The following is a 20,094-nucleotide window of genomic DNA, read 5'->3' on the forward strand; positions in this document are numbered from 1 at the left end:
GCAGCGCCCGGGTTCAGCGCGAGATGAACACCTTGCGCAGATTCTCGCGCACCGTCCAGACGGTCTTCATGCCGGCTTCGAGCCGCACGACCGAACCGGGTGCGAGCACGATCGGGTCGCCGGGGCGGCCCGTCGAGGGCACATGCTCGAACTCGACCGTCGCGGCGCCCGCGAGCACGACGAAGACCTCGTCGACCTCGACGTCGCGCATCGCGCCGACCGACATCTCCCAGACGCCGATCTCGCCTGCCTCGGACTCGTCGAGCGGGTGGTAGGCGGTCGTGGGCGCGCCCGCGACGACCTGCTCGGCCGGCACGGGCTCGTGCTCGAGGGCGAGCCCCGTGGCATCCGTCAGTGCGCCTGCGATCATGCGGAGCGCCGCGTTCTCGGCGCTCACGAGTCGAACCCCAGGCCGAGCGCGTCGAGCGTCTTCAGCAGCACGTTGCGCTTGCCGCGGTTGTGGTCGGCGCGGTCGAGCGACCAGCGGGTCGCGTTGATGCCGATCGCCGCTGCGGGCTCGGGCGGGAACGGGAGGGGGCGCTTGCGCACCATCTCGAGGGTGGTGCGCTCGTTCTCGCGACGCTCGAGCAGGTCGAGCATCGTCTCGGCCGCGAAGCGGGTCGAGCCGACGCCGAGGCCCGTGAAGCCGGCCGCGTAGGCGACGCGGTGGTCGCGGGCGGTGCCGAAGAACGCGGTGAACTGGGTCGAGGTGTCGATCGCACCCGCCCACTGGTGGCTGAACTTCAGGCCCTCGAGCTGGGGGAACGTCGTGAAGAAGTGGCTCGCGAGACGCTGCCAGCTCTCGGGCCGGTGCTCGTACGACTCGCGCACCTTGCGTCCGTAGTTGTAGATCGCGTCGTAGCCGCCGAAGAGGATGCGGTTGTCCTTCGAGAGGCGGTAGTAGTGGAACTGGTTGGCCATGTCGCCGATGCCCTGGCGGTCGTTCCACCCGATGTCGGCGAGCTGCGCTTCGGAGAGCGGCTCGGTCATGAGCACGTAGTCGTACACCGGCACCGTCATGAGCCGGTTGCGCTTGAGCAGCGACGGGAACACGTTCGTCGCGAGCACCGCGTGCTTCGCGTCGACGCGGCCGCCGTCGGTGACGACGCTCACGGCGCCCGTCGAGCCCGGCGTCTCGAGGCGCTTCACGGGGGAGTGCTCGAAGATCTCGACGCCGCGCTCCTCGGCGACTCGTGCGAGCTCGGCGGCGAGGCGTGCGGGGTGCAGCATGCCGTTCGTACGCTGCTCCCAGACGCCCGCGAGGTAGGTCGGCGAGGCGACGGAGGCCTGCATCGCGGCCTCGTCGAGGTACACGACCCCTTCCTCGCCGCGGGCGGTCGCCTCGTCGGCCCATTCCTTGAGCCACTCGACCTGGTGCTCCTCGACCGCGGGGGCGAGCTGCCCGGTGCGCTCGAAGTGGAAGTCCATGCCGTACTTCGCCTCGGCCGCCTCGATGGCGTCGAGGTTCTCGAGGCCGAGCCGGTCGAGCAGCGGCATCTCCTTCGGCCAACGGGCCATGCCGTTCTCGTGGCCGTGCGTGAGGCTCGCCTCGCAGAAGCCGCCGTTGCGGCCGGAAGCGGCCCAGCCGACGCGCTTCGCCTCGACGAGCACGACGTGCGCCGCGGGGTTGCGGTCCTTCGCGAGCAGCGCCGTCCAGAGGCCGGTGTAGCCGCCGCCGACGACGACGAGGTCGGCGACCTTCGTGCCGGCGAGCTTCGGCCGGTTCGGCTTCAGCTGCTCGGGCAGGTCGTCGATCCAGAAGGTCGAGTGCTGGGTGCCGTCGAGCGCGTGCTCGATGACGGCGGGCTGGGGGATGCGTCGTTCGAAGACGGTGGTGCCCACTGGTTATCACTCCGATGCGATGGTAGTTCCCACCATCCTCCCTGTGCGCCCGGGTGGTGCGCCACTTCGGGATGTCCCGATCGTGGGGGTTTCCCGGTCGATCTGGCCGAAACCGACCGTCTGGTCGGTCGGTCGGTGATGCTCGCAGGCACCCCTCGCTCGGGGCGTTGACGAGTTGCAGGGGGAGCGGAAGAGTGGGCCTCACTCGTCCGCGCGGGGGGTGCGGATCTCGATGGGGAGGATTCGAGCGCCATGTCGAACACGAACGAGGAGTCGGTGATCGGCGCGCCGCTTCCGCCGAGCCGCACCCTGCCGTTCCCGCCGAAGCGGTCGGGCAGCTTCGCGGGCCGGACGCTCGCCGAGTCGAGCTACTCGCCGAAGCCGCCCGAACGGCACCTCGGCGAACAGGCGCCCAACGTGCTCGTCGTCCTCATCGACGACGCCGGCCCCGCGCTGCCGAAACCGCTCGGCGGGGTCGTCGAGACGCCGACCCTCGACCGGATCCGCCGCGGCGGCATCGGCTACAACCGCTTCCACACGACCGCGATGTGCTCGCCGACCCGCGCGTCGCTCCTCACCGGCCGCAACCACCACCGCGTCGGCAACGGGCAGATCGCCGAGCTCGCGAACGACTGGGACGGCTACTCGGGGCACATCCCGAAGTCGAGCGCGACGATGGCCGAGGTGCTGCGCAACTACGGCTACTCCACCGGCGCCTGGGGCAAATGGCACAACACCCCCGCCGAGGAGACGACGGCGGCGGGCCCGTACGACCGTTGGCCGACCGGCTACGGATTCGAGTACTTCTACGGGTTCCTCGCGGGCGAGGCATCCCAGTACGAACCGAACCTCGTGCGCAACACCACCACCGTGCTGCCGCCGAAGTCGCCCGAGGAGGGGTACCACCTCAGCGAGGACCTCGCCGACGACGCCATGCGCTGGCTGCGCGAGCACAAGGCGAATGCGCCCGACAAGCCGTTCTACATGTACTGGGCGACCGGCGCCATCCACGGGCCGCACCACATCATGAAGGAGTGGGCCGACAAGTACGCCGGCCGCTTCGACGACGGCTGGGACGCCTATCGCGAGCACGCCTTCGCCGGGGCGAAGGCCTCCGGATGGATCCCCGACGAGGCCGTGCTCACCCCGCGGCCCGATTCGCTGCAGGCGTGGGACGACATCCCCGAGCATCAGAAGCCGTTCCAGGCGCGCCTCATGGAGGTGTGCGCCGGCTTCGGCGAGCACGCCGACGTGCAGGCCGGTCGGCTCATCGACGAGATCGATCGGCTCGGCTACCTCGACGACACGATCATCATCTACATCTGGGGCGACAACGGGTCGTCGGGCGAGGGGCAGAACGGCACGATCAGCGAACTGCTTGCGCAGAACATGATCCCGACCACCATCGACCAGCACCTCGCGGCCCTCGAGGAGCTCGGCGGGCTGGACGCGCTCGGCACCCCCGCGACCGACAACCAGTACCACGCGGCGTGGGCGTGGGCGGGTTCGACCCCGTACCAGGGCATGAAGCTCATGGCCTCCCACCTCGGCGGCACCCGCAACCCGATGTTCGTGCAGTGGCCAGGGCGCATCGCGCCCGATCCCGAGCCGCGCACGCAGTTCCACCATGTGATCGACGTCGTGCCGACGATCTACGAGATCCTCGGGATCTCGCACCCTGAGACCGTCAACGGCATCCCCCAGGATCCGATCGACGGGACGAGCTTCGCCTACTCGATCGACGACCCCGCCGCCTCGGGCCGTCACCGGGTGCAGTACTTCGAGATCATGGCGAGCCGCTCGATCTACGAGGACGGCTGGATCGCCTCGGCGACCGGCCCGCGCCTGCCCTGGGTGCCGGGCGCCCCTCCCGGCATCGCCACGTGGACCCCCGACGCCGACCGCTGGGAGCTCTACCACCTCGACGAGGACTGGAGCCAGGCGCACGACCTCGCCGCCGAGCATCCTGAGAAGCTCGCCCAGCTCAAGGAGCTGTTCGCGATGGAGGCGGCGCGCAACGAGGTGCTGCCGATCGGCGGTGGCCTCTGGGTGCCCGTCTACCACCCCGAGTACCGGCTCGGCCCCGCCTACACCGAGTGGGAGTTCTCGGGCGACACGGTGAGGATCCCCGAGTTCTGCGCGCCCGCGCTCGGCAACAAGCCGAACGTCATCACCCTCGAGACGACGCTGCCCGAGCGGGCGAACGGCGTGCTCTACAAGCTCGGCGGTGCGGGCGGCGGTCTCACCGCCTACTTCGTGGACGGCGTGCTGCACTACGAGTACAACCTGTTCCTCGTGCAGCGTACGAAGATCCGTTCGGCCGAGCCGATCCCGGCGGGTCGGGCGACGATCGAGATCGAGACCTCCTACGTCGAACCGCGACCGGGCGGCCCGCTCGCCGTGTCGCTCCGCGTCGACGGCACCGAGGTCGGCGCCGGCACCGTGCCGATCAGCGCGCCGCTGCTCTTCTCGGCGAACGACTGCCTCGACCTCGGCCGAGCCTACGGCGGGGCGGTGTCGCGCGACTACGCCGAGCGGATGCCGTTCGCCTTCGACGGCGAGATCGACCGGGCGCACGTGGCGTACACGTGACGGGTCGCGCGCAGCGGGGCGTCGCGCACGCGCGGCGTCATCGCGGCGCGTGCGCCTCCAGGAACTGGTAGACCTCGGTCTGGTCGACGCCCGGGAAGGTGCCCGTGGGCAGCGCCGCCAGCAGCGAGGTCGGCGTGCGCGCGGCCGGCCACGAGGCATCCGCCCACTTCTCGGCGAGGCCCGCCGGGGCCTGGCAGCAGGCGGGGTCGGGGCAGCGCGACACCGCACGGTGGGGTGTCTCGCGGCCGCGGAACCACTTCACGTGCTCGAAGGGCACGCCCACCGAGACCGAGTACTCGCCCTCCTTCGCCTTCTCGATGCGCGAGGTGCACCAGAAGGTGCCCGACGGGGTGTCGGTGTACTGGTACCACGGGCTGTAGCGGTCTTCGACGTCGAACACGGTGCGCGCCGTCCAGTTGCGGCACATCGTGGTGCCCTCGACGGCGCCGAGCGCGTCGGAGGGGAACTTCACGCGGTCGTTCTCGTACGCCTTGATGATCGTGCCCGACTCGTGCACCTTCGTGAAGTGCACCGGGATGTCGAGGCGCGCGGTCGCGAGGTTCGTGAAGCGGTGCGCGGCGGTCTCGTACGAGACCGCGAAGGCGTCGCGGAGATCCTCCATGGAGATGCGGCGAAGGTTCTTCGCCTCGGAGAGGAACCGCACCGCGGCCTGCTCGGGCAGGAGGATCGCGGCGGTCAGGTAGTTCGTCTCGATGCGCTGCCGCAGGAACTCGGCGTAGTCGGCCGGCTCCTCGTGGCCGAGCAGGTGGCTCGCGAGCGCCTGCAGGATGGGGGAGCGGGAGTCGCGCGAGGGCGACATCTGCGTCGGCAGGTAGATGCGGCCGTGGTGCTTGTCGGTCACCGAGCGGGTCGAGTGCGGCAGGTCGCCGACGTAGTGCAGCGAGTAGCCGAGGTGCGAGGCCATGTCGGCGACGAGCTGGTGCGAGACCGGCCCGCCCGTGTGACCGACGGCCTCGAGGAGTTCGGCGGCCTTCTGCTCGAGCTCGGGGTAGAAGTTGTCGCGCGAGCGCATCTCGGCGCGGAGTTCGCCGTTCGCGCGCCGCGCCTCCTCGGGGGTCGCCGCGCGTTCGCGGTGCAGGCGGTCGATCTCGTTGTGCAGGGCGAGGATCGTCTGCAGGGTCTGGTCGTTCATCGTCTTCGCGACGCGGAACGGGTCGAGGCCGAGGGCGGCGAACACCGGCCCGCGCTGGGCGCGTTCGACGGCGATCTCGAGGGCGACCCGCTCGTTCGGGGCGTCGGTGCGCAGCAGCTCGTCGACGGTCGTGCCGAGTGCGAGGGCGATCGTGCGCAGCATCGACAGGCGGGGCTCGCGCTTGCCGTTCTCGATCGCGCTCACCTGGCTCGGCGCGCGGTCGATCGCGTGTGCGAGCTGGCCGAGGGTCATGCCGCGGGCGGTGCGGCGCTCGCGGATGCGCCGGCCGAGCGTGAGCGCGTCGAGCTGCTCGGCGGCTTCGGCGGTGGCATCGACGGTGATCATGCCATCGATGGTCACACGCGGTGCAGCTTCACGCAAACGGAAGATTCACAGAAATTCTCGGCGAGGCTCACTTCCTCCGTCGAAATTCGCCCGAAATGGATGCCACGAGCGCGAAGAACTCGCGAAGTTCGACGCCGCTCAGCCGGCGAGGAGCTCCTCGGTGCTCACGACGGCCGCGTAGCTGCCGTCGAGCGCCGCCATGAACGCCGCGTGCACCTGCGCGCCCGGCACGAGTGCGCCGCCGAACTCGAGGTCGGGGGCCGCGCATGCGTCGTGGGCGACCGTCACCGTGTAGCCGAGGTCGGACGCCGCGCGCACCGTCGCATCGACGCACATGCTCGACATCATGCCGACGACGACGAGCTCGACGAGCTCGACCGGTTCGTCCGTCCCGGCCGCGAGCGCCCGCAGCCGCCCGTCGAGCCCGGTCTCGAGGAACGAGTTCGGGTTCTCCTTGGTGACGAGCACCTCGCCCGGCAGCGGCGCGACCGAGGGGTGGATCTCGACGCCCGGCGTGCCGGGCCGGAAGAACGCCGCGTCGGGGGCGTCCCAGATGTGCTGCACGTGCACGACCGGCTCGCCGCGCTCGCGCCACGCCGACAGGAGCCTCGACGCCTGCGCGGCCGCCTCCTCGGGGCCGACGAGCGGGTGCCGCCCGCCCGCGAAGTAGTCCTGCTGGATGTCGATGATGAGGAGCGCCCGGGTCACCCGCCCAATGTAGCGAGGATGCGAGGCCGTCGAGCATCGCGGGTGCCCGCGCTCGCCGGATTGGCAGGAGGGATGCGGAGAATGGCGTCGTCGGGCGGTTCAGCCGGCCGCGCGCTCGCGGGAGGCGAGCACCTCGGGCACGTGCCGCTCGGCCCATTCGCGCATCATGGCGATCGGTTCGAGGAGCGAGGTGCCGAGCGGCGTGAGCGAGTACTCCACGCGCGGCGGCGAGTCGGCGTAGGCGCGCCGTTCGACGAGCCCGTCGGCCTCGAGCGCGCGCAGCGTCTCGGTCAGCACCTTCGGGGTGACCTCCCCGACCCGGGCGCGCAGCTCCGTGAAGCGCAGTGTGCCTGCGCGCGAGAGGGCGAGGATGACGAACATCGTCCAGCGCTCGCCGATGCGGCTGAGGATCACGCGGCTCGGGCAGTTCGGCGAGAGCACGTCGCGCTCCTCGTCGTCGGCCGGGATCGGGATCGAGGTCGGCGCCGCGGTCGCGGAGGTGACGTGGTGTTGCGGCATCCGACCCCCGATGACGGCTCGTGGTTCCCTGGAGGGAAGTTCCGTTGAAGTAACCGGCGTCGGCTCCGTAGCGTCGCAGGCATGAGGATTCTACTGACCGGGGGAACCGGATACATCGGATCGGCTGTGCTCGACGAACTCGTCGAAGCGGGGCACGAGGTCGTCGCGGTGGTGCGCAGCGAGCGCGCCGCCGACGCGGTCGAGGCGCGCGGTGCGACGGCCGCGATCGGCGAGGCGACGGATGCCGCGTGGCTCGCGCCGCTCCTCGCGGGCGTCGACGGCGCGGTGCACGCGGCAGCACCGGCGTCGGACGCCGCGGCCTTCGACACCGCGATCGTCGACGCCGTGATCGAGGCCTTCGGCGGCACCGACCGCCGGTACGTGCACACCGGGGGCATCTGGGCGTACGGCGCCGGCGACGCGCTCGACGACGACGCCCGGCCCGATGCGCCCGCCCTCGTCGCCTGGCGGGTGCCGATCGAGGAGCGGCTGCTCGAGGCATCCGTCTCGGCCACGGTCATCGCCCCCGGTGTCGTCTACGGCGACGAGCGCGGGCTCGTGCAGCTCGTCACCGAGGCGCCGCGCGACGCCGACGGGCGGATCCTGCTCATCGGCGACGGCGAGCAGCACTGGACCTGGGTGCACGTCGGCGACCTCGCCCGCCTCTACCGGATCGCACTCGAGCACGACGGCGCCCTCGGTCGCCTCATCGGCAGCGACGGCACGCCCACGACGGTGCGCGCGGTCGCCGAGGCCGTCGTCGCGCAGGGCGGCGCGAACGGCGTCGTCGCCGAGGGGGCGGATGCCTCGCGCTCGCGCCTCGGCGCGGAGTTCGCCGGTGCACTGCTCCTCGACCAGCAGGCCGACGGTGCGAAGGTGCGGGCGCTCGGCTGGCTGCCCGTGCACGGGAGCGTCATCGACGAGGTCGTGGGGCGGGAGGCCTCCGCCGCCTGATCGGCGGGCGACGGGGCCGGCGTCACGCCTCCTGCACGAGTTCGTCGTGCGCCGGCCCGGAGAGCATGTCGAGGTAGTGCACGTTCGTCATCACCCCGAGCACGTTGCCGAACGGGTCGACGACCGACGCGGTCACGAAACCGGGCCCGTGCTCGGTGATCGGCAGCAGCGGCGTGGCGCCGAGCTCGACGAGTCGCGCGACGGCGGTCTCGAGCTCGTCGACGTGCCAGTGCACGAGCGCGCCGCCCGCGCCGGCGCCGAGCTCGACCGGCGCGAATCGTCGGTCGATGAAGCCGAGCTCCTGCTGGTGGTCGCCGATCCGGAACTCGACGTACGCGGGGCGCCCGTCGGGGCCGGGCCGGCTGAAGTACGGCTCGATGCCGAGCACCTCGGTGTACCAGGCGGCGGCCGCCGCGGGGTCCTCGACGTAGCAGTTGACGGTGGCGATGCCTCGCAGCATGGGGTTCTCCCTCGTGGTCCGGCGACCCGTCGTCGCCTGGTGATTCCATGATCGAACGCAGAAGTGCTCACCTTCTGACTACTTTTGCGAGGAGAATCGGAACATGCGCGCAGACCGTCTCGTCGCCACGCTCCTCGTCATGCAGGCGCGGGGCCTCGTGACCGCCCGACAGCTCGCCGAGGAGCTCGAGATTTCGGTGGCCACGGCCCGCCGCGACCTCGAGGCGCTCTCGGCCGCAGGCATCCCGGTCTACCCGCAGCCGGGCCGCGGCGGCGGCTGGCGGCTCCTCGGCGAGGGTCGCACCGACCTCAGCGGCTTCAGCGCCGAGGAGGCCCGCGCGCTCTTCCTCCTGCTCGGGCCGCGCGCCGGCGAGAGCGATTCCGCGCGCTCCGCGCTGCGAAAGATCCTGCGGGCGCTGCCCGAGACCTTCCGCGCAGAGGCCGAGGCGGCCGCCGAGGCGATCGTCGTCGACTCGGGCGGGTGGGACGCCCCCGCGTCGCGGCCGCCCCGCATGGTGGTGCAGCTGCAGCGGGCGGTCCTCGAACGGCGGCTCGCGCGGTTCGACTACACCCCGTGGGACGGCGAACCCGCCGAGCGCACCGTGCGGCCGCTCGGGCTCATCGACACGCGCGGCGTCTGGTACCTTGTGGCGGACGCCGTCGGAGTCGACGCCGTCGGAGTCGACGCCGTCGGGGGCGACACTGTCGGGGGCGACCTCGCCGGTGCGGCCGACGCCCGAGCGATGCGTCGCAGCTACCGGATCGACCGGATGGGGGAGGTCGCGGTGCTCGACGAACGGTTCGAGCGGCCCGCCGCGTTCGACCTCGACGCCGAATGGGCGGCGCTGCGGGAGGCCGCGAACGCGATGCGCCGCCGCAGCGAGGCAGTGGTGCTGGTCGACTCGGCCGCGGCCGAGGAATTCAGAGGCTGGGTTCCGGGCACGACCGAACTCGGCCACGACGAGGAGGGCCGGGTGCGCCTTCGGGTCACCGCGCCGAGCGAAGCGGTGCTCGAGCGTCGGCTCGCCGCCTGGGCCGCCGAGGCGGAGGTGGTCGAACCGTTCGCGCTGCGGGAGCGCCTCGCTGCGGTCGGCGTGCTGCTCAGCGCGCGGTACGGCTGACCCGAGGTCCGCTGCGGCTTCGCAGAACGGGCTTCACGGTCGACGACGTCGACCCCGTGGCATCCGGTCGCTCAACCGCCCGACATGGTGCGCGCGATGTCGGCCGCCGAATCGCCCGCCCGCTTCAGGACGAGTGCGACGAGCGCGAGCGCGACGAGCGTGAGCACGAGCATGATCGTCGACACCGCCGCGATCTCGGGGCGGAGGCCGCTGCGAAGCGCGCTCAGCACGTACACCGGCCACGGCGTCGACCCCGACACCGAGACGAACGCGGCGATGACGGTGTTGTCGAGGCTCAGCGTGAACGACAGCAGGAACCCGGCGAGCACCGCGGGCATGGCGAGCGGCAGCGTGACCCGGCGCAGCGTCGTCACGGGCGTCGCGTAGAGGTCGGCCGAGGCCTCCTCGAGCTTCGCGTCGAGCCCGACGAGGCGGGCTCGCACGAGGTAGGCGACCACCGCGACCGAGAACAGCGAGTGGCCGATCACGAGGCGCACGATGCCGTCGTTGAAGAGCAGCAGGCCGGCGTCCTGGCCGAGCACGACCATCCACGGCAGCAGCGCGACGGCGTCGACGATCTCGGGGGTGACCGAGACGAGCAGCAGGAGCCCGAGCAGCCAGAGCTGCCACTTGCCGGGATGCCGCGCCATCGCGAGACCCGCGAGCGCACCCAGCAGGGTGGCGACGAGCGCGGCGACGAAACCGGTCGACACCGACACCCACACGGCGTCGCGCACGGCGGCCTTCGTGAAGAGGGCGAGGAACGACTCGAAGCCGAAGTGGTCCCAGCTGACGAGCAGTCGGCCCACGTTGAACGAGGAGACGATCACGACCGCGATCGGCAGGAAGAGGAAGACGAGCACGAGCACGCCCCACACCGAGAACGCCCGGTCGGAGAGGGTGACGTTCGACCGCCGGCTCATGCGCCCGCTCCTTCCGCTGCGGTGCGCGCCGCGACGGCGCGAGCACCAGACGACTCGACCGGCCCGAGCACGAGCCGGAACTTCTTGCGCGCCGGCAGCGTCACGAGCCACACGACGGCCGCACCGATCGCGATCGACACGAGGATCACGCCGATGAGCACGACCGCCATCGCCGACCCCAGCGACCAGTTGAGCGCCGTCTGGAACTGGCCGGCCACCAACTGGCCGACCATGTTGCCCTTCGCACCGCCGAGCACGGTCGCGGTGATGTAGTCGCCCATCAGCGGGATGTACACGAGCAGCACCCCCGCGATGATGCCGGGCTGCGCGAGCGGCAGCGTGATGCGGAAGAACGTCGTCCACTTCGGTGCGCCGAGGTCGGCCGAGGCCTCGCGCAGCGGTCCGCTCACCCGGTCGAACGCGACGAACAGCGGCAGGATCATGAGCGGCAGGTAGTTGTAGACGACGCCGAGCAGCACCGCCTGCCGCGTGTTCAGGATCTCGAGCGCCGGGAGGCCCAGGCCCTGCACGAGCGTCGACAGCCAGCCCTCGGGGGCGAGGAGGATCTGCCAGCCGATGGTGCGCACCAGGAAGTTCGTCCAGAACGGCACCATGACGAGCGCGACGAGGATGCCACGGCGCTCGGGCCGCACCTTCACCGCCATCCAGTAGGCGACCGGCATGCCGACGACGAGGCAGATCGCGGTGCCCGCGAGGCCGATCCACAGCGTGTTGAGGAACGTCGTGAAGAACGCCGGCGTGAACACCTCGCCGTAGCGGTCGAAGGAGAGGTGCTCGAGCGAGTGCGTCGAGAAGATGTCGGGCTTGTCGCCGAAGCTGAACACCACGACCATGCCGACCGGCACGATGAAGAAGCAGACGAGCCACAGCCACGCGGGCAGGGCGAGCAGGATCCCCGAGTATTTACGCACCGGCGGCCGCCTTCACCTTCGTCGCGATCTGGACGATGCGCTCCTGCGCCTCGGTGAGCGCACCCTCGTGCATCGTCGCGAGTTGCTCCGCGTCGAAGAAGATGAGGTCCAGCATCTCGAGTCCCGCCTCCTCGGCGGCGCTCTGGATGTCGGCCACGCCCGTGTGGTACCCGATGTAGTCGACCTCGGCGAGGGCGTTCTCGGGTTCGAGCACCCAGTTGATGAACGCGTGCGCCGCCTCGGGGGAGGGTGCGCCCTTCGGGATCGCCCAGTTGTCCATCCACAGTTCGGTGCTGGGGGCGCCGAGCACCCACTTCCATCGCTCGGGGCGGTTCGTCGTCTCGAGGATCCCGAGGCGGGCGTCGCCGTTGAACGACTGGAGGAGCGCGTGCGTGCCCTGCGGGATCGCCCCCGAACCGGGGTTCGAGTCGAACGCCGAGATGTGCGGCGCGAGCTCGTTCACGAGGAACGCCTCGGCGGCGTCGAGCTCGTCGGGATCGGTCGTGTTCCAGTCGATGCCGTTCGCCCAGAAGTAGAGGCCCGTGAGTTCGGCGGGGTCGTCGAGCATGCTCGTCTTGCCGCTCGCCTCGTTCTGCGCGGCGTCGATGAAGTCGTTCCAGTCCTTCAGCTCGCGCGTGATGACCTCGGTGTCGTAGACGAAGCCGGTCGTGCCCCACGCCTTGCAGATCGAGTAGACGTTCTCGGGGTCGAAGGTGCGGCCAAGGAACTCGGGGTCCATGTGCTTCAGGTTCGGGATGAGGTCGTGGTTGAGCTTCTCGAGCAGCCCGTGGTCGGCCATCGGCTGCACGAACGACCCGGTCGGCACGACGAGGTCGTACCCCGAGGTGCCGCGCGCGCCGACGAGCTTCGCCACCATCTCCTCGTTCGAGCTGAACGAGGAGAGCGTGATCTTCGGGCCGAGCGCATCGGTGAAGCCCTCGAGCACCTCGGGGGCGTCGTAGTCGCCCCACGTGAAGATCGACAGCTTCGGTTCGAGCGCGCCGCCCGTCGCCGGTGCGGTGCCCGCCTGCGCGCTCGGCGCGCACGCGGCGAGGAGCCCGACCGAGCTCGCGGCGGCCGCGAAGCCCAGGAATCGTCGGCGGGAGATCTCCCGGCCGATGGTGCGGGCGGCCGAGGCGTGCGCGAGGATGCGCAGGCCGCCGTCGGGCGAGGTCACTTCACGGCCTCCGCGGAGAACGCCGCGGTCGGCACCGGGTCGTCGAGCGAGATCACGCCGGCCTCGGCGTCGTCGGGGTAGAGCAGCACGTGCCCGGCCTCCCAGACGCAGTCGACCCGGTCGCCGATCGCGACCGCGGGCGCCTCGGGGGTTGGGCGGCGGGCGATGAGGGTGCGCTCGCCCGCCAGCTGCACGAGGTACTGCATCGTCTCGCCGAGGTGCGAGACCCCGAGGAGGGTGCCCTGCGCGGCGTTGACCCGGCGGTCGGCGGTCGCCGTGGCATCCGACCGGGTGAGCCTGATGAATTCGGGGCGCACCGCGGCGACGCCCGCCGAGCCCGCCCGGAGGCCGCCGCCCGGCGCAGCCGACGCGGCCACGACCGCCTCGGGCGCCTCGACCGCCTGGCCGTGCTCGGCCACCGACCCGCGGAAGAAGTTCTGCTGACCGACGAAGCCCGCGACGTACGCCGACGCCGGGTGGGCGTAGATCGAGTCGGGGTCGGCGAGCTGCTCGATGCGGCCCTTGCGCATGATCGCGATGCGGTCGCTCATCGACAGCGCCTCGCCCTGGTCGTGCGTGACGAACACGAAGGTGATGCCGAGCTGCGACTGGAGGAGCTTCAGCTCGACCTGCATCTCCTCGCGGAGCTGGCGGTCGAGGGCGCCGAGCGGCTCGTCGAGGAGCAGCACCGAGGGGCGGTTGACGAGCGCGCGGGCGAGGGCGACGCGCTGCTGCTGCCCGCCCGAGAGCTGGGTGGGCTTCCGGTCGGCGAAGGAGCGCATCTGCGCGAGGTCGAGCGCGTCGGCGACCCGCTCGCGGATCTCCGCCTTCGGCGTGCGCTTCTGCTGCAGGCCGTAGGCGACGTTCTCGGCGACCGACATGTGCGGGAACAGCGCGTACGCCTGGAACACCGTGTTCACATCGCGGCGATAGGGCGGGGTGCCGAGCACGGAGGCGCCCGAGATGCGGATGTCGCCGCCGTCGGGCTGCTCGAAGCCCGCGATCATGCGCAGCGTCGTCGTCTTGCCGCAGCCCGAGGGGCCGAGCAGCGAGATGAACTCGCCCGCCTCGATCGTGAGCGAGAGCGCGTCGACCGCGGTCGAGTCTCCGTACCGCTTGGTGACGGCGTCGATGACGACCGTGCCGGTCGTCTCGCTGCGGGATGCCACGGCGCCGGCCGGCTTGCCCGACTTCGCCTCGGTCGTGGGTGCCTGGGTCACTGACGACGCCTCTCTGTTCCTCGCGCGCCATCGCGCAGAGGCCATTCAATCCGCGGGCTCGGGCGAGGCGCAACGCGAGCCCGGCAAATGAGACGAACCATCGGGCCGGGTGGTGCCGGCCCGACAGTCCGTCTGGTCGGTCGGGCGCGTGTCGGTCGCTCGGGTGCGCTACGCCGGCTCAGGTGTTGAGCGCCGCCGTCGGTGAGATGCGTGCCGCACGGGCGGCAGGCAGCGCCCCCGCGACCGCGCCGACCGCGACCGTCGCCCCGACCGCGGCGGCGAGCACCGCGGGCGGCACCGCGGCGGGCCATCCGTTCGCGCCCGCGACGACCGCCGTGATCGCCCAGCCGATCGCCGTGCCCGCAATGCCGCCGCAGAGCGCCAGCAGGATCGCCTCGACGAGGAACTGGGAGCGGACGTGCCCCCGTGTCGCCCCGAGCGAGCGGCGCAGCCCGATCTCCTGCCGGCGTTCGAGCACCGAGATCACCATGGTGTTCGCGACGCCGATGCCGCCGACGAGCAGCGCGATCGAGCCGACCCCCACGAGCAGTCCCGTGAAGGCCTGGTCGATCGTGTTCTTCGCCGCGAGGGCGTCGGAGGGGCGGCTGACCTTCACCTGGGCCGGCGACTCGGGATCGATCGAGGCGGGCAGCAGCTCGCGCACCTCGCCCACCAGTTCGTCGGCCGACCGCTCGTAGACGACCGAGGGCGATCCGTCGAAGGCGAAGAGCTCGGTCGCGATCGGTGCACCGATGAAGGCGACCGTGTCGAGTTCGGGGGCGAGCGGCGAGCGGTCGAGGATGCCGGCGACCGTGAACTGCTGCCCGGAGATCTCGATGGCGCTCCCGATCGTGACGATCCCGAGCCGTTCCGCCGCCGTGGCGCCGAGCACCACCACCGGGAACCGCCCGGTCGCCTCGTTGAGCCAGACGCCCGAGCCGAGCTCGGTGCCGGTCGTCTCGAGCAGTTCGAGGTCGGCGACGGCGACCGTGAGTCCGCCGGTCGCGCCGCGGTCGATCATCGTGTTGCGATAGACCTTCGCCTCGGGGAGCGAGGCGCTCCAGCTCGCCTGCTCGACGCCCTCGATGCGGCGCACGCGATCGATCGCGTCGGCCGGGAGCTTCGCGTCCTGCCCGAAGAAGTCCGATCCGGCCGAGGCCGTCAGCAGGTTCGTGCCGAGCGCGGCGAGCCGCTCCTTCACGAGCGCCTCGCTCGAGGTCGAGATGCCGACGACCGCGACCATCGCCGCGATGCCGATCGCGATGCCGAGCGCGGAGAGCACCGCGCGCATCGGGCGGGCGCGGAGCCCGTGCAGCCCGAGCGAGAGCAGGTCGCCCGCGCGGAGCCGCGAACGCAGGCCGTTCACGATCGCGCTCCGGCCGGGATCGCCGCGCCCGTCGAGAGCACGCCGTCGCGGATCCCGATCCGGCGGGGCATCCGCTCGGCGACCTGCAGGTCGTGCGTGATCACGACGACGGTCGTGCCGCCGTCGTTGAGCTCGGCGAGGATCGACACCACGGTCTCGCCAGAGCGGGTGTCGAGCGCACCGGTCGGCTCGTCCGCGAGGAGGAGCGCCGGCTCCCCGACCACCGCCCGCGCGATCGCCACGCGCTGGCGTTCGCCGCCCGACAGCTCGTTGGGGCGGTGCCGGGCGCGCGCCGCGAGCCCGACCCGCTCGAGCGCGACGGCCGCGCGTGCCCGTCGTTCGGCCTTCGGCATGCCGGTGTACAGCAGGCCCGTGGCCACGTTGTCGAGCGCGGCGACCCCCTCGGCCAGGTGGTACTGCTGGAACACGAACCCGATGGTGTGCGCGCGGAGCCCCGAGAGTTCTGCGTCGTTCATCGCCCCGGTGTCGTGGCCGTCGATGCGGATCTCGCCGGAGCTCGGCCGATCGAGCGTGCCCATGAGGTTCAGGAGCGTCGACTTGCCCGAGCCGCTCGGGCCGACGATCGCGAGCATCTCCCCGCGATCGACGTCGAGGTCGGCGTGCGAGAGCGCGACCGTCGGCGGTGAGCCGTACGTGCGGGTCACCGACCGCATCCGGATCAGCGGGGCGCTCATTCCGGCACCACGACCTCGTCGCCGGCCTCGAGCTCGCCGCCGGTGACCTCGACGAGGCCGTCGGCGAACAGTCCGAGCTCGACCGGCACGGTCCTGACCTCGCCCTTCGTCACGACCTCGACGGCGAAGCCGCCGCCGGCGCGCGCGAGCAGCGCGGTGACGGGCACGAGGAGCGCGTCCTCGCGTCGGATCGCGGTGAGCTCGCCGCTCACGCCGACGTCGTCGAGCCCGTCGGCCGCAGCCGGGTCGTCGAGTGTGATCGTGACCGGGAGCTTCAGCTTCTTGCCGCCCTTGTCGTCGTCCTGCTCGACCGGGGCGCCGACGGCGGTCACCGTGCCCGGGGCCGTGGCGCCGCCCGGCAGCGCGATCTGCACCGGGGTGCCGACCGGGGCCGTCGACGCGAGGTTCGGCGCGAGGAACACGCTCACGCGTTTCGCGGTGCCGGTGACCGCGATCACGGCGGGGCCCGCGGGGGCGCCGAGCTGCAGCTTGAGCTCGGCGACGCGCACCGATTCGGGTGCGAACACGACGCGGCCGAGTTCGATCGAGCCCGTCTCCTCGAGCCCGAGCGACTCCTGCCACTCCTCGATCGCCGCCGCGGTCGAGGAGGCGAACTCCTCGTCGGGCTCGCGATCGAAGAAGCCGAGGGCGGCCAGGTTCTCCTCGAGCTGCCGCACGTCGGGTCCGTCGTCCATGCCCGCGGCGAACGCACGCCAGACCGGCAGCTGGCCGAAGAGCAGCACGACGGGGTCGTCGTCGACGCGGAACATCGTGGCACCGCGGTCGAGGACGGTGCCGACCTCGGGCAACCAGGTGACCGTTCCGCCGAGGCCGGTCCCAAGGTCCTTCGCTGCGCCGTAGCCGAGGCGGCCCGTCAGCCGGACTCGCTCGGTGAGGTCGCCACGGGTGACGGCGCCGGTCGCGACGTCGGCGGCCGGGTTCTCCTCGCCGTGTCCTCCGGTCGAGGCGGGCCAGGTCGCCGCGAGCACCCCTCCCGCGATGCCGAGCACCGCGACGCAGGCACCCGCGATGAGCCAGGGGCGCCGTCGGCGCGGCGGCCCCGTCGGTGCGGGGTCGGGCGCGGGGGTCGCGCGCTCGCCGCGGGTCACTGCTGCTCCATGTCGGGGTAGTCGGCCTGCTCGCTGCACGTCTCGATGTCCTCGGGGTCGAACTCATCGACCGACATCGCCTCCGTCATGCCGACCGAGCCGTCCGCCGCGATCTCGGGATCGGCGTAGTCGTAGCCGAGTTCGCGCATGCAGGCGGCGAAACGCAGCGTGGCGGCGTTGATCTCGTCGGCGTCCGGCATGTTCGGGTCGACCGGCGGCTCGCCCACCTCGTCGATGCAGGTCTTCTGGGCCGCGGCCATCGCCTCGGGGTCGATCTCGTCGGGGTCGACGGCGTCGCTCGAGTCGCTGCCGGTCGAGTCGCCCGAAGCCGCCGCGATCTTGAGGTCGATGCCCTGCTCCTTCATGCAGGAGGCGAAGTCGGCCGACCACTCCTCGTAGGCCGCGTCGGAGTCGCCCGACTTGAGTTCGGGGGACTCGGGTGCGTTCGGCGCGCACGCCGTGAGGGCGAGGAGGAGGCCGATGCCGGTGAGTGCGAGACGGGCGCGGGCGCCGCGGGAGGTCCGTGTGGTCATGGGAGTTTCCTTTCGATCGCGCCGGTTGAGCGCTGAATCCAGCACACTCACAGCGCGGTCGTAGTGAGGTAAAAGGTGGCGCTGACGTTTTCCTTATGCCCCACGGGGTGTGATGGGACATCCGGATGCCGCAGACCGAAGGAAGTGGAAACGTGCGTGTGCTGATCGTGGAGGACGAGCCCTACCTCGCCGAGGCGGTGCGCGCCGGGCTCGCGCTCGAGGCGATCGCCGCGGATGTCGCCGCCGACGGCGAAGCCGCGCTCTTCAACGTCGACGTCAACGACTACGACGTGGTGCTCCTCGATCGCGACCTGCCCGGGATCCACGGCGACGAGGTGTGCGCCGCCCTCGCCGCGCGCGAGACGCGCCCCGCGATCCTCATGCTCACCGCCGCCCGCCGGCTCGGCGACAAGGTCGAGGGCTTCGAGCTCGGCGCCGACGACTACCTGGCGAAGCCGTTCGAGTTCCCCGAGCTCGTCGCCCGCGTGCGGGCACTCGGTCGCCGCCGGTTCACCGCGCTGCCGCCGCAGCTCGAGGCCGCGGGCGTGACGCTCGACCCGTTCCGGCGCGAGGTCTTCCGCGACGGGCGGTTCGTGCGCCTCAGCCGCAAGGAGTTCTCGGTGCTCGAGGTGCTGATGCGTGCCGACGGCGGTGTCGTGAGCGCCGAGACCCTGCTCGAGAAGGCCTGGGACGAGAACGCGAACCCGTTCACGAACTCGGTGAAGGTCACCATCTCGACGCTGCGTCGCAAACTCGGCGAGCCGTGGATGATCCGCACCGATCCGGGCGCAGGCTATGCGATCGACGTCGCGCGTGGGTGAGCCCGAGGCCAGGGCGCCGCGCTCGTTCCGCCTGACGGTGCGCGCCCGGCTCGCGCTCACGTACGCCGTGCTCCTGACCGTCGCCGGCGCCGTGCTGCTCGTGATCGTCTCGTTCGTCGTCGGGCTCGTTCCGAGCTACGAGTTCGCGTCCGAACCTGCGATGGCGCTGACGCAGGCGATCCCCGCCGACGCGCCGACGGCATCCACGCTGCCGGCGGAGCCGCTTTCCGACCCGGGGATCCTCGCAGCAGCCACCAGCGAGGCGGCCGTCGTCGTGAGCTCGCGGGCCGACATCCTGCAACTGCTGCTCTGGGTGTCGGTGGGCGCGCTCGCGCTGCTGGCGGCCATCGGCGCCTCGGCCGGCTGGTTCGTCGCCGGCCGGATGCTGCGACCGCTCCAGGAGGTGAACGTCGCCGCGCACCGGGCCGCGCGCGGCCACCTCGACCACCGCATCGCCCTCGGCGGACCGCGCGACGAGATCACCGACCTCGCCGACACCTTCGACGGAATGCTCGACGCCCTCGAGCGCTCGGCCGACGCCGACCGGCGGTTCGCCGCGAACGCGTCGCACGAGCTCCGCACCCCGCTCGCGACGACGCGGGCGATGCTCGACGTCGCACTGTCCTCGCGGGCGGCGGCCGATCCGCAGCTGCTCGAGCGCCTGCGCGAGATGAACGAGCGCAGCATCGCGACCGTCGAGGCGCTGCTCGACCTCGCCGCGGTCGAATCGGCCGAGACGGACGCGACGGCACAAGTCGATCTCGCGGCGGTCGCCGCCTCCGTCGTCGACGAGGCGCGCGAGGAGGCGGAGTCGGCGGGTGTGCGTCTGAGCTCGACGCTCGAGACGATGACCGTCGAGGGCGACGGGGTGCTGCTGCGCCAGCTCGTCGTGAACCTCGTGCAGAACGCGATCCGCCACAACGAGGCGGGCGGTTTCGTGAATGTGACGACGGATGCCACGGGGCCGGCCCCGTTCCTCCGCGTCGAGAACGACGGGGCCGAGCTCGACGCGTCGACCGTCGCCACCTTCACCGCGCCGTTCAGCCGGGGCGGCGGGCGCACGCGCGACGCCGCCGACCGCGGCCGCGGGCTCGGCCTCTCGATCGTCGCCGCGATCGTGGCCCGGCACGGAGCCGAGCTCGAGCTCGCGCCCCGACCCGGCGGCGGCCTCTGCGCCACGGTGCGCTTCAGCCGCTGACGCGCCGCGCCACCTTCTCCTCCTCCACCTTCTCCTTCTCCTCCACCTCCTCCTCCTCCACGCACCTGGCTCTGCCGAGATGACACCTCCTGTCGCTCCCGCGCCCGCAGAGCGGCAAGGAGTGTCACCTCGGTGGACGCCGGACTCCTCCTCCACAGGTGGGAACGAGGCTCAGCTGCGTCGCGCCGGACGACCGGGCCGACCACGACCCCTCGAGCCCGAGACGATCGAGGCGTGCGTCGACCGTCACCGCTCCCACCGAGATTCGAGAGGGTTCCGTTCTCGACCGCCGAGGCGCTCGCCGCGGGCGTGACGCCCCGACGCCTCCGGTCGGTCTCGCTCGCGGCGCCGCATCGCGGCGTCCGTGTGGATGCGCGGCGCCTGCGCACCCTGCGCGAGCGCTGTTCGGCGCTCGCGGTCGTCATGA

General features: G+C 71.7%; 19 protein-coding genes. 5 read left to right on the forward strand and 14 right to left on the reverse strand.

The features are described 5' to 3' along the window. Window positions 1-13: 13 nt before the first annotated feature. Both ACFVTX_RS06870 and ACFVTX_RS06875 read right to left on the reverse strand, forming a co-directional pair. Window positions 14-397 carry a cupin domain-containing protein gene (locus ACFVTX_RS06870; RefSeq protein ID WP_386898841.1) on the reverse strand — a complete coding sequence of 128 codons (384 nt, stop codon included), beginning with the start codon at window positions 395-397 and terminating at the stop codon, window positions 14-16. After that, the gene (locus ACFVTX_RS06875) at window positions 394-1,842 is read right to left on the reverse strand and encodes an NAD(P)/FAD-dependent oxidoreductase (RefSeq protein ID WP_386898842.1); all 1,449 of its coding nucleotides are present in this window, start codon (window positions 1,840-1,842) and stop codon (window positions 394-396) included. The genes ACFVTX_RS06870 and ACFVTX_RS06875 overlap by 4 nt, the downstream gene beginning before the upstream one ends. A 252-nt stretch (window positions 1,843-2,094) precedes the next feature. Here ACFVTX_RS06875 and ACFVTX_RS06880 point away from each other — a divergent pair, with 252 nt between their 5' ends. Continuing rightward, a complete protein-coding gene (locus ACFVTX_RS06880) occupies window positions 2,095-4,434 on the forward strand; it encodes an arylsulfatase (RefSeq protein WP_386898843.1) in 2,340 nt (779 codons plus the stop codon). Between the two features lie 37 nt (window positions 4,435-4,471). On the opposite strand, the gene ACFVTX_RS06885 is transcribed toward ACFVTX_RS06880, so the two are convergent. The 3 genes from ACFVTX_RS06885 to ACFVTX_RS06895 all read right to left on the reverse strand — a co-directional run bounded on the left by ACFVTX_RS06885 (window position 4,472) and on the right by ACFVTX_RS06895 (window position 7,159). Further along, on the reverse strand, window positions 4,472-5,932 hold the full coding sequence (locus tag ACFVTX_RS06885; RefSeq protein WP_386898844.1) for a helix-turn-helix domain-containing protein: 1,461 nt from the start codon (window positions 5,930-5,932) through the stop codon (window positions 4,472-4,474). A gap of 138 nt (window positions 5,933-6,070) precedes the next feature. Next, window positions 6,071-6,640 carry a cysteine hydrolase family protein gene (locus ACFVTX_RS06890; protein WP_386898845.1) on the reverse strand — a complete coding sequence of 190 codons (570 nt, stop codon included), beginning with the start codon at window positions 6,638-6,640 and terminating at the stop codon, window positions 6,071-6,073. A 99-nt stretch (window positions 6,641-6,739) separates the two neighbouring features. Then, on the reverse strand, window positions 6,740-7,159 hold the full coding sequence (locus tag ACFVTX_RS06895) for a winged helix-turn-helix transcriptional regulator (protein WP_386898846.1): 420 nt from the start codon (window positions 7,157-7,159) through the stop codon (window positions 6,740-6,742). Between the two features lie 81 nt (window positions 7,160-7,240). On the opposite strand from ACFVTX_RS06895, the gene ACFVTX_RS06900 reads away from it, so the two are divergent. After that, entirely contained in the window at window positions 7,241-8,113 is an 873-nt protein-coding gene (locus tag ACFVTX_RS06900; protein WP_386898847.1) for an NAD-dependent epimerase/dehydratase family protein, read from the forward strand. Window positions 8,114-8,135: 22 nt separating this feature from the next. On the opposite strand, the gene ACFVTX_RS06905 is transcribed toward ACFVTX_RS06900, so the two are convergent. After that, entirely contained in the window at window positions 8,136-8,573 is a 438-nt protein-coding gene (locus ACFVTX_RS06905; protein ID WP_386898848.1) for a VOC family protein, read from the reverse strand. Window positions 8,574-8,676: 103 nt separating this feature from the next. Here ACFVTX_RS06905 and ACFVTX_RS06910 point away from each other — a divergent pair, with 103 nt between their 5' ends. Continuing rightward, on the forward strand, window positions 8,677-9,693 hold the full coding sequence (locus ACFVTX_RS06910) for a helix-turn-helix transcriptional regulator (RefSeq protein WP_386898849.1): 1,017 nt from the start codon (window positions 8,677-8,679) through the stop codon (window positions 9,691-9,693). Between the two features lie 71 nt (window positions 9,694-9,764). Here the strand turns inward: ACFVTX_RS06910 and ACFVTX_RS06915 are convergent, their stop codons facing one another. The 8 genes from ACFVTX_RS06915 to ACFVTX_RS06950 form a co-directional block, all read right to left on the reverse strand. Further along, window positions 9,765-10,616: an ABC transporter permease gene (locus ACFVTX_RS06915; protein WP_386898850.1), complete on the reverse strand. Its 852-nt coding sequence runs from the start codon at window positions 10,614-10,616 to the stop codon at window positions 9,765-9,767. Next, window positions 10,613-11,548, reverse strand: coding sequence for an ABC transporter permease (locus ACFVTX_RS06920; RefSeq protein ID WP_386898851.1), 936 nt, complete (start codon window positions 11,546-11,548; stop codon window positions 10,613-10,615). The genes ACFVTX_RS06915 and ACFVTX_RS06920 overlap by 4 nt, the downstream gene beginning before the upstream one ends. Further along, complete coding sequence (locus ACFVTX_RS06925) at window positions 11,541-12,725, reverse strand: extracellular solute-binding protein (protein ID WP_386898852.1); 1,185 nt, start codon at window positions 12,723-12,725, stop codon at window positions 11,541-11,543. Before ACFVTX_RS06925 ends, ACFVTX_RS06920 begins: the two co-directional genes overlap by 8 nt. Then, entirely contained in the window at window positions 12,722-13,945 is a 1,224-nt protein-coding gene (locus tag ACFVTX_RS06930; RefSeq protein ID WP_386898853.1) for an ABC transporter ATP-binding protein, read from the reverse strand. Before ACFVTX_RS06930 ends, ACFVTX_RS06925 begins: the two co-directional genes overlap by 4 nt. Before the next feature lie 178 nt (window positions 13,946-14,123). Further along, window positions 14,124-15,311 carry an ABC transporter permease gene (locus ACFVTX_RS06935; RefSeq protein WP_386898854.1) on the reverse strand — a complete coding sequence of 396 codons (1,188 nt, stop codon included), beginning with the start codon at window positions 15,309-15,311 and terminating at the stop codon, window positions 14,124-14,126. Further along, a complete protein-coding gene (locus tag ACFVTX_RS06940) occupies window positions 15,308-15,985 on the reverse strand; it encodes an ABC transporter ATP-binding protein (protein WP_386899403.1) in 678 nt (225 codons plus the stop codon). The genes ACFVTX_RS06935 and ACFVTX_RS06940 overlap by 4 nt, the downstream gene beginning before the upstream one ends. Window positions 15,986-16,002: 17 nt before the next feature. Continuing rightward, window positions 16,003-17,115: an efflux RND transporter periplasmic adaptor subunit gene (locus ACFVTX_RS06945; protein ID WP_386898855.1), complete on the reverse strand. Its 1,113-nt coding sequence runs from the start codon at window positions 17,113-17,115 to the stop codon at window positions 16,003-16,005. Then, entirely contained in the window at window positions 17,112-17,648 is a 537-nt protein-coding gene (locus tag ACFVTX_RS06950) for a hypothetical protein (RefSeq protein WP_386898856.1), read from the reverse strand. The genes ACFVTX_RS06945 and ACFVTX_RS06950 overlap by 4 nt, the downstream gene beginning before the upstream one ends. A 152-nt stretch (window positions 17,649-17,800) precedes the next feature. Here ACFVTX_RS06950 and ACFVTX_RS06955 point away from each other — a divergent pair, with 152 nt between their 5' ends. Both ACFVTX_RS06955 and ACFVTX_RS06960 read left to right on the forward strand, forming a co-directional pair. Next, window positions 17,801-18,469 carry a response regulator transcription factor gene (locus ACFVTX_RS06955; RefSeq protein ID WP_386898857.1) on the forward strand — a complete coding sequence of 223 codons (669 nt, stop codon included), beginning with the start codon at window positions 17,801-17,803 and terminating at the stop codon, window positions 18,467-18,469. Then, window positions 18,462-19,667 carry a sensor histidine kinase gene (locus ACFVTX_RS06960; protein WP_386898858.1) on the forward strand — a complete coding sequence of 402 codons (1,206 nt, stop codon included), beginning with the start codon at window positions 18,462-18,464 and terminating at the stop codon, window positions 19,665-19,667. Before ACFVTX_RS06955 ends, ACFVTX_RS06960 begins: the two co-directional genes overlap by 8 nt. The last annotated feature ends 427 nt before the right edge of the window (window positions 19,668-20,094 follow it).

The sequence above is a fragment of the Agromyces sp. NPDC058136 genome (assembly GCF_042884375.1).
Taxonomy (GTDB): Bacteria; Actinomycetota; Actinomycetes; order Actinomycetales; family Microbacteriaceae; genus Agromyces.

Excerpts from the sequence above, each read along its gene's own strand:
- ACFVTX_RS06880 (WP_386898843.1), top strand. The coding sequence starts at position 2,095 with ATGTCGAACACGAACGAGGAGTCGGTGATCGGCGCGCCGCTTCCGCCG.
- ACFVTX_RS06885 (WP_386898844.1), bottom strand. The coding sequence starts at position 5,932 with ATGATCACCGTCGATGCCACCGCCGAAGCCGCCGAGCAGCTCGACGCG.
- ACFVTX_RS06895 (WP_386898846.1), bottom strand. The coding sequence starts at position 7,159 with ATGCCGCAACACCACGTCACCTCCGCGACCGCGGCGCCGACCTCGATC.
- ACFVTX_RS06900 (WP_386898847.1), top strand. The coding sequence starts at position 7,241 with ATGAGGATTCTACTGACCGGGGGAACCGGATACATCGGATCGGCTGTG.
- ACFVTX_RS06905 (WP_386898848.1), bottom strand. The coding sequence starts at position 8,573 with ATGCTGCGAGGCATCGCCACCGTCAACTGCTACGTCGAGGACCCCGCG.
- ACFVTX_RS06910 (WP_386898849.1), top strand. The coding sequence starts at position 8,677 with ATGCGCGCAGACCGTCTCGTCGCCACGCTCCTCGTCATGCAGGCGCGG.
- ACFVTX_RS06915 (WP_386898850.1), bottom strand. The coding sequence starts at position 10,616 with ATGAGCCGGCGGTCGAACGTCACCCTCTCCGACCGGGCGTTCTCGGTG.
- ACFVTX_RS06940 (WP_386899403.1), bottom strand. The coding sequence starts at position 15,985 with ATGCGGTCGGTGACCCGCACGTACGGCTCACCGCCGACGGTCGCGCTC.
- ACFVTX_RS06950 (WP_386898856.1), bottom strand. The coding sequence starts at position 17,648 with ATGACCACACGGACCTCCCGCGGCGCCCGCGCCCGTCTCGCACTCACC.